The organism is Streptomyces roseolus (genome assembly GCF_014649855.1).
GTDB lineage: Bacteria > Actinomycetota > Actinomycetes > Streptomycetales > Streptomycetaceae > Streptomyces > Streptomyces roseolus.
This window is the reverse complement of sequence record NZ_BMTV01000038.1, coordinates 33,237-41,528: the sequence shown is the minus strand read 5'-3', so window position 1 is coordinate 41,528 and position 8,292 is coordinate 33,237. Positions and strand designations below refer to the sequence as shown.

At 73.1% G+C, this 8,292-nt stretch carries 8 protein-coding genes; 7 read left to right on the top strand and 1 reads right to left on the bottom strand.

The genetic code is table 11. The features are described 5' to 3' along the window. Nucleotides 1-437: 437 nt before the first annotated feature. The 3 genes from IE245_RS32515 to IE245_RS32505 are packed head-to-tail and all read left to right on the top strand — an operon-like array spanning nucleotide 438 to nucleotide 2,238. The gene (locus IE245_RS32515) at nucleotides 438-1,295 is read left to right on the top strand and encodes a class-II aminoacyl-tRNA synthetase family protein (RefSeq protein WP_189954251.1); all 858 of its coding nucleotides are present in this window, start codon (nucleotides 438-440) and stop codon (nucleotides 1,293-1,295) included. Nucleotides 1,296-1,336: 41 nt separating this feature from the next. Beyond that, nucleotides 1,337-1,567: an acyl carrier protein gene (locus IE245_RS32510; protein ID WP_189954249.1), complete on the top strand. Its 231-nt coding sequence runs from the start codon at nucleotides 1,337-1,339 to the stop codon at nucleotides 1,565-1,567. Further along, complete coding sequence (locus IE245_RS32505; protein ID WP_229851825.1) at nucleotides 1,564-2,238, top strand: 4-phosphopantetheinyl transferase; 675 nt, start codon at nucleotides 1,564-1,566, stop codon at nucleotides 2,236-2,238. The genes IE245_RS32510 and IE245_RS32505 overlap by 4 nt, the downstream gene beginning before the upstream one ends. Before the next feature lie 42 nt (nucleotides 2,239-2,280). Here IE245_RS32505 and IE245_RS32500 read toward each other — a convergent pair whose 3' ends face one another. Next, complete coding sequence (locus IE245_RS32500) at nucleotides 2,281-4,599, bottom strand: ATP-binding cassette domain-containing protein (RefSeq protein ID WP_229851846.1); 2,319 nt, start codon at nucleotides 4,597-4,599, stop codon at nucleotides 2,281-2,283. 275 nt (nucleotides 4,600-4,874) lie between these two features. On the opposite strand from IE245_RS32500, the gene IE245_RS32495 reads away from it, so the two are divergent. From IE245_RS32495 to IE245_RS32480, 4 genes are all read left to right on the top strand, one after another. Then, on the top strand, nucleotides 4,875-5,168 hold the full coding sequence (locus IE245_RS32495; RefSeq protein WP_189954245.1) for an ArsR/SmtB family transcription factor: 294 nt from the start codon (nucleotides 4,875-4,877) through the stop codon (nucleotides 5,166-5,168). Then, on the top strand, nucleotides 5,165-5,551 hold the full coding sequence (locus IE245_RS32490; protein ID WP_189954243.1) for a VOC family protein: 387 nt from the start codon (nucleotides 5,165-5,167) through the stop codon (nucleotides 5,549-5,551). Before IE245_RS32495 ends, IE245_RS32490 begins: the two co-directional genes overlap by 4 nt. 320 nt (nucleotides 5,552-5,871) lie before the next feature. Continuing rightward, nucleotides 5,872-6,636, top strand: coding sequence for an alpha/beta fold hydrolase (locus IE245_RS32485; RefSeq protein WP_189954241.1), 765 nt, complete (start codon nucleotides 5,872-5,874; stop codon nucleotides 6,634-6,636). 132 nt (nucleotides 6,637-6,768) lie between these two features. Beyond that, on the top strand, nucleotides 6,769-8,292 hold a 1,524-nt coding region (locus IE245_RS32480), incomplete at its 3' end, for a glycosyl hydrolase family 8 (RefSeq protein ID WP_229851822.1).

Below are 8,292 nucleotides of genomic sequence, written 5' to 3'. Positions count from 1 at the left end.
GGGGGGCGGACGGGCGCGGACCCGGTGACGGGGGAGGAGCCGCGGGGGACGAGGGAAAGAATTGGTGTAGACCATCGCCGGTGTCAAGTGACCCGTCGGTATGCCCCGCGTGTCGGCCGTCCGCCCGAAAACGACGCGTACCGGGGCCGGTTGGGGGATGATCTTTGGTCTAGACAACCTTCGGTCGACTGTCCTACTGTCCCCTTGCGCAGAGCCGGCGCCGACCCCACCGGTCGGGCCCGGCACGACCGCTGCGCCCGGTCGACGGCGACCACGCGCAGGGCCCCGCCCGCCGCCCCGCCGACACCGGTACCGACAGGGGGACGGGCACGGCCCGCCCCGGACCTCCCACGCCCCCGGATCTGCGACGCCCCGGACCCGCGACGCACTCGACCGACACCCTTGACCGACCGCCCACGCCGAGAGGGAACGGTTCCATGAGCACACCCAGCGCCACGACCCCACCTGTCACCGGCCTCAAGAGCCCCGGCCCGGGCCTGCTCACGCTGGACCCGGCGCACACCGCCCTGCTGGGCGCCCTCGACGTCCTCCTCGGCGGGCTGGCCGCACGGCTCTCCGCGCCCGAGGTCACCGGCCCGCCGCTGCTCCCCGCGGACGGCCTCGCCCGCCTCGACTACTTCCGCAACTTCCCCCACCTCGGCGTCGCCGCAGGGAGGTTCGCTCCCGACGCCCACGACCTCCTCGCCGCCGGACAGGCCCCCGGCGACCGGTCCCTCGAACCCACCGGCTACCTGTTGCCCTCCGCCACCTGCTACGGACTGCTGCTCTCCCTGGAGGGCGCCGACGTCGGCGAGGACGGCCTCCGGCTCTCCGCCGCCGGACGCTGCTTCCGTAACGAGACCCACTACGACGGCCTGCGCCGCCTCTGGGGCTTCCACATGCGCGAGGTCGTCTACCTCGGCACCAAGGAAGGAGCCGTCCAGCACCTGGAGAGGGGAGCCGAGTTCATCCAGCGGACCGCCGCACTCCTCGGCCTCGACCTCACCCGCGCCGCCGCCGACGACCCCTTCTACGACAAGGGCGGCTCCCGGGCCCGCCTGATGGCGCTCGACCCCGTCAAGCACGAGTACAGCGCACCGGACGGCACCGCCGTCGCCTCCGTCAACCGCCACCGCAACTTCTTCGGCGAGCGCCTCGACATCCGCGCCGGCGCCCACGGCCCCGCCCACAGCTCCTGCGTCGCCTTCGGCCTCGAACGCTGGACGCACGCCATGCTCCTGGCCCACGGCGGCCCCGAAGAGGCCCTCGCCCGCGTCCGCGCCGCCACCGCCTGACGAACCGTCATCACACCCCCACCCGCAGGGAGGACCGCACCATGGAACGCGTCACCGCCTGGATCCAGGACAAGAACCCCGGCCTCGAAGGCCCCGTCGACGCCCACGAGGACCTCATCGAGGCCCGGCTCATCGACTCCATGGACTTCCTGGAGTTCATCGACCTCCTGGAGGACATCTCCGGCACGTCCATCGACCTCCAGGAGGTCACCATCGACGACTTCCGCACTCTCGCCCGCGTCCAGGAACGCTTCCTCGCCCCCACCGCGTGACCCCCGGCGCCTTCGTGGTCGTGGCGACCACCCGGGAGGTCCTCGACGCCCCCGGCCTCGGGCCGCACCTCCTCGCCCCCTGGGAGCTGCGCCGGCTCGCCGCGATCCGCGTCCCCGCCCGCGCGGACGACGTCCTGGCCGCCCGGCTCCTGCTCCGCCTCTGCGCCGCCCGCGCCACCGGGCGCCCGCCCGCCGCGACCGGCCTCGCCCAGCGCTGCCCCGACTGCGGCCGGTCCGGCCATGGCCGCCCGCACCTCCCCGCACACCCCGGCCTCGGCGTGAGCGTCAGCCACGCCGACGGTCTGGTCGCGGCGGCCGCGGCCCCCGGCCCGGTCGGCGTCGACGTCGAACCGGCCGCCCGGCGCCCCGGCCCCCTCCCGGTCCTCCGCCGCGTCCTTCCCGGACCCGACCTCCACGAGGCCCTGGCCGCCCCCGACCCGGGCCCCGCGCTCCTGCGCGCCTGGGTCCGCGCGGAGGCCCGCTTCAAGGCGGGCCGACCGCCCCCGGAGGACGTACGCCTCAAGGAGTGGACGGATCACCGCCGCGCCGCCGTCGTCGCGGTGGCGACGGCGACGGAGACGGAGACGGCGACGGAGGCGGTCGCCGCCGGGCCGGTCCTCCTACAGCCCTCGGCGCTCCTCGGAGGACCGGCACCGGCCGGCGGACCATGAGCTCCCGGACCGAGGCCGAGGAACGGTCGGGCCCGGGGGCGGTCAGGCCCCGACGTACTGGGCCAGATGCTCGCCCGTCAGCGTCGAGCGGGCGGCGACCAGATCGGCGGGGGTGCCCTCGAAGACGATCCGGCCGCCGTCGTGGCCCGCGCCCGGGCCCAGGTCCACGATCCAGTCGGCGTGCGCCATCACGGCCTGGTGGTGCTCGACCACGATCACCGACTTCCCGGAGTCGACCAGCCGGTCGAGCAGCCCGAGCAGCTGCTCCACGTCGGCCAGGTGGAGGCCGGTGGTCGGCTCGTCGAGCACGTACACCCCGCCCTTCTCGCCCATGTGCGTCGCCAGCTTCAGACGCTGCCGCTCGCCGCCCGAGAGCGTCGTCAGCGGCTGGCCCAGCGTGAGGTAGCCCAGGCCGACGTCCACGAGGCGTTCCAGGATCCGGTGCGCCGCCGGCGTGCGGGCCTCGCCCGCGCCGAAGTACGCCTCCGCCTCCGTCACCGACATCGCGAGCACCTCGCTGATGTCCCGCCCGCCGAGCTCGTACTCCAGGACCGAGGCCATGAACCGGCGGCCCTCGCACTCCTCGCAGGTGGTCGCCACGCCCGCCATCATCGCCAGGTCGGTGTACGTGACTCCGGCGCCGTTGCACGTCGGGCAGGCACCCTCCGAATTGGCGCTGAACAGCGCCGGCTTGACGCCGTTGGCCTTGGCGAAGGCCTTGCGGATCGGGTCGAGCAGGCCCGTGTACGTCGCGGGGTTGCTGCGCCGGGAGCCGCGGATCGGCGTCTGGTCGACCGTGATCACCCCGGCGTCCGCCGGGATCGAGCCGTGCACCAGCGAGCTCTTGCCGGAGCCGGCGACGCCGGTGACCACGGCGAGCACCCCGAGCGGCAGGTCGACGTCCACCTTCCGCAGGTTGTTCGCGGTCGCGCCGCGGATCGCCAGGACGCCGGTCGGCTCGCGCACGGTGTCCTTCACCGAGGCCCGGTCGTCGAGGTGACGACCCGTCACCGTACCGCTGCCGCGCAGCCCTTCGAGCGTCCCCTGGTAGGAGATCGTGCCGCCGCCGGTGCCCGCGCCGGGGCCCAGGTCCACGACGTGGTCGGCGATCGCGATCGTCTCCGGCTTGTGCTCCACGACCAGGACCGTGTTGCCCTTGTCCCGCAGCCGCAGCAGGAGTTCGTTCATCCGCTGGATGTCGTGCGGGTGCAGACCGGCCGTCGGCTCGTCGAAGACGTAGGTGACGTCGGTGAGCGAGGAGCCCAGGTGCCGGATCATCTTCACCCGCTGCGCCTCGCCGCCCGACAGGGTGCCGGCGGGCCGGTCGAGCGCCAGGTAGCCGAGCCCGATCTCCACGAACGAGTCCAGGGTCCGTCGCAGCGACTCGAGCAGCGGCGCCACCGAGGCGTCGTCCAACTCGCGCACCCACGCGGCGAGATCGCTGATCTGCATCGCGCAGGCGTCCGCGATGTTGATCCCCTTGATCTTCGAGGAACGGGCGCCCTCGTTGAGCCGGGTGCCGTCGCACTCCGGACACACCCGGGTCGTGGTGGCCCGCTCCACGAAGGCCCGGATGTGCGGCTGGAGCGACTCGACGTCCTTGGCGAGGAAGGACTTCTTCAGCTTGGGGATCAGGCCCTCGTACGTGACGTTGACGCCTTCGACCTTGACCCGGGTCGCCTCCTTGTGGAGGAGGGTGTCCAGCTCCCGCTCGGTGTACTTCCGGATCGGCTTCGCCGGATCGAGGAGACCGGAGAGGCGGTACGTGCGGCCGTACCAGCTGTCCGCCGTGTACCCGGGGATGGTGAGCGCGCCCTCGTCGAGCGACTTGGTGTCGTCGTACAGCTCCGCCAGGTCGATGTCCGAGACCCGCCCGCGGCCCTCGCACCGCGGGCACATGCCGCCGGTGATCCGGAAGCTCGCCTTCTCCTTCACCGTCCGGCCGCCGCGCTCCACGGTGACCGCGCCCGCGCCGCTCACCGAGGGGACGTTGAAGGAGAAGGCCCGCGAGGAGCCGATGTGCGGGGTGCCCAGCCGGCTGAAGAGGATGCGCAGCATGGCGTTGGCGTCGGTGGCGGTGCCGACGGTGGAGCGCGGGTCGGAGCCCATCCGCTGCTGGTCGACGATGATCGCCGTGGTCAGGCCGTCGAGCACGTCGACGTCCGGGCGCGCCAGCGTCGGCATGAACCCCTGGACGAAGGCGCTGTACGTCTCGTTGATCAGCCGCTGGGACTCGGCGGCGATCGTGTCGAAGACCAGTGAGCTCTTGCCGGAGCCGGAGACTCCGGTGAAGACCGTCAGCCGTCGCTTGGGGATCTCGACGCTGACGTCCTTGAGGTTGTTCTCGCGCGCGCCGAGCACACGGATCAGCTCGTGGCTGTCGGCGACGTGGCCGTCGGTGACAGGGCCGTCGGCGGCGTGGCCGCCGGCGACGCGTGAGGAGGATCGGGTCGCGGCGCCGGTCCGCTTGGCCGTGCTCAAAGGTTTCTCCCTCGTCAGGGTGGGCCGGGTACGCGACCACCTTAGGCGGGCTCCGCGTCCCGGACGGAGCGCGTCGGAGAGCCTCCGGGGACGCCCGGCACGGCCGTCGACCCGTCGACTTGATAGGCAAGCGTGGACTTGCCTATCGTGGCGGCATGGAGGAGGATCTGTTCAAGGCGCTGGCCGACCCGACGCGCCGGGTGATCCTCGACGAGCTGACCGAACGCAACGGGCAGTCGCTCTTCGAGATATGCGCCCGGCTGGCGACGCGACACGGCCTCGCCCTCTCCCGGCAGGCGGTCAGCCAGCACCTCGCGGTGCTCGAGACCGCCGGTCTGGTCACGCCCCGCCGTGAGGGCCGCTACAAGTTCCACGACCTCGACCCCCGCCCGCTCGAGCACATCGTCACGCGATGGCTCACCCCCGCACCGCCCGAGGACACCCCATGAGGATCAACATCACCAGCGTCTTCGTCGACGACCAGGAGAAGGCGCTCCGCTTCTACACCGACGTGCTCGGCTTCGCCCCCAAACACGACGTGCCGCTCGGCGAGGACCGCTGGATCACCGTCGTCTCCCCCGAGGACCCCGGAGGCACCGAACTCCTCCTGGAGCCCTCCGGCCACCCCGCCGTCCCGCCCTACAAGGCGGCCCTCGTCGCCGACGGCATCCCCGCCACCTCCTTCGCCGTCGACGACGTCCACGCCGAACACACCCGCCTCACCGCGCTGGGCGTCCGCTTCACCCAACCCCCCGTGGACATGGGCCCGGTCACCACCGCCGTCCTCGACGACACCTGCGGCAACCTGATCCAGCTCGCCCAGTACACGTAGGCGGGGGCCCCGCGGGGCGGGGGAGCGGACGCTCCGTGCGCGGGGCGCCGCGCCGCCGACGGCGGGCAGCGGTCGCGGCAGCGGAGCGGCCGGGCGGGCCCTGCCCCCGGCCCTGGCCCGGCCCTGCCCCCAGCCCCGTCCCGTCCCGGCCGGGGTGAGCGCGTCCGAGCAGCCGGTACGACGTGCTCGTCGACGCCCTCCGGCGACCGAGGAGCCGTCCGACCGGTCCGGCCCCGCGCCGTCGACGGTTCGGCGAAGCCCCCCGGCCCTGCCCGCCGCCCCCGCCCCGCGGCCTCCGCGCCCCTTCGTAGGCTTCCCCCATGAAAGAACTCTTCCTGACGGAACACCAGGCCCACCTGCGCTGGCTCGACCTCCCCGGGGACGGGCCCGTGCGGGTCTTCCTCCACGGGCTCGGGTGCACCGCCGCCTCCGACTTCGCGCACATCGCGACGCACCCCGCCCTGGGGGGCGGGCGGGCGCTCCTCGTCGATCTGCTGGGGCACGGACTGAGCGACCGGCCCGGGGACTTCGACTACCGGCCCGAGGGGCAGGCGGCGGCCGTGGCCGAGTTGCTCGACCACCTCGACCTGAGCGGCGTCGAACTGGTCGGGCACTCGATGGGCGGCGCCGTCGCGATCCACCTGGCGGCGGCCCGGCCCGGGCGGATCGCCCGGCTGGTGGTGGCGGAGCCCAATCTGTACGGGGGCGGGGGCGCGTTCAGCGGGCCGATGGCGCGGCAGCCGGAGGAGGCCTTCGTCCGGAGCGGGTACGCGAAGCTGCTGGTCCTCTCCGAACGGGCCGACTACGCGGCGCGGTTGCGGCTCGCCGACGCGCGGGCCGTGCACCGGTGCGCGGTCGCGCTCGTCGAGGGCGGCGACCCGGAGGCCGGCGAGGTGCTGCGGGCGCTGACGCTGCCCCGGGCGTTCCTGGTGGGGGAGCGGAGCCTGCCGGACCGGGCCGCCGAACAGGCGGCGGAGATGGGCGTGCCCGTCCTGGAAGTGCCCGCCGCCGGGCACAACCTGATGCTCGACAACCCCGACGGCTTCGCCACCGCCCTCGCGCGCGCCCTCACGCTGCCGGGGTGATTCCCGGCCATCCGGCCGGTCTGGCGGGGCACGGGGTCTTGCGCGGGCTCCCCGCCTCTCTCTACGCTCGGCGCGCCGATAGTTAGGAATCTTTCCTAACGAGCGATCGCCCTGGAGAGAAAGGGAGTTGTCATGCGCCGACGAAGCGCCATCCCGCTCGGACTCGCCGCTCTGCTGGCCCTGCCCCTCGCCGTCCTGCCCGAGAGCGAGGCCGAGGCCGCCGACGCCCTCGTCTCCGCGGGCAAGCCGGCGACGTCCTCGTCCGTGGAGGGCTCGGGCTTCTCCCCCGGGCTCGCCGTGGACGGCAACCGCGCCACCCGCTGGGCCAGCCTGGAGGGCGTCGATCCGCAGTGGATCCGGATCGACCTCGGGGCGAACCACACGCTCTCCCGGATCAAGCTCGACTGGGAGGCCGCCCACGCGACGACCTACCGCCTCCAGACCTCGGCCGACGGCTCCACCTGGACCGACGTCTACGCGACCACGAGCGGCGACGGCGCCGTCGACGACGTCACCGTCTCCGGCAGCGGCCGGTACGTCCGCATGTACGGCACCGGCCGGGGCACCCCGTACGGCTACTCCCTCCACGAGTTCGAGGTCTACGGCTCCCCGGCCGGCGGCGGGGGCGGCACCGGCCCCGGCGTGCCCTTCGGCAGTCACCTCAAGCCCTACGCCGCCGGCATGCTCAAGCCCTCCGGCACCCAGTCCGGCATCGACCAGAAGGTCGTCGACTACTACAACCGCTGGAAGGCCGCCTTCGTCCGGCAGAACTGCGGCAACGGCTGGTACCAGGTCATCTCGCCCGACGCCGACCACCCCTACGTCGCCGAGGCCCAGGGCTACGGGATGGTCATCGCCGCCACCATGGCCGGCGCCGACCCCGACGCCAAGAAGATCTTCGACGGCCTCGTCAAGTGGAAGCTGGACCACCCCTCGTCCATCAACCCCGACCTCCTCGCCGCCGAACAGGACGTCAACTGCCGCAGCGTCAACGGCGGCGACGGCGCCACCGACGGCGACATGGACGTCGCCTACGGCCTGCTCCTCGCCGACAAGCAGTGGGGCAGCGGCGGCACGTACGACTACAAGGCGCTCGCCCTCAAGCACATCGCCGCCATCAAGAAGGACGAGCTGAACCCCACCACCAAGCTCCTCAAGCTCGGCGACTGGTCCAGCTCCGGCGATCAGTACTACTACATCTCCCGCACCTCCGACTGGATGGTCGACCACTTCCGCGCCTTCCGCGCGGCCACCGGTGACACCACCTGGGACGCGGTCCGCACCGCCCACCAGACCCAGATCGCCAACCTCCAGTCCGGCTACGCGCCGACCACCGGCCTGCTCCCCGACTTCGTCGTCGACACGAACACCAGCCCCAAGCCGGCCCCCGGCCAGGTCCTGGAGGACCCGAACGACGGCCAGTACTGGTGGAACGCCTGCCGCACCCCGTGGCGGATCGCCGACGACGCCGTCACCAGCGGCGACGCCAAGTCCCTGGCCGCCGCGCGGAAGCTGAACGGCTGGATCAAGAACAAGACCGGCGGCGACCCCAACAAGATCGCCATGGGCTACAAGCTCAACGGCACCCAGATCTCCGCGGGCAGCGAGGCCGCCTTCTTCGCCCCGTTCGCCGTCGCCGCCATGACCGACTCCGGC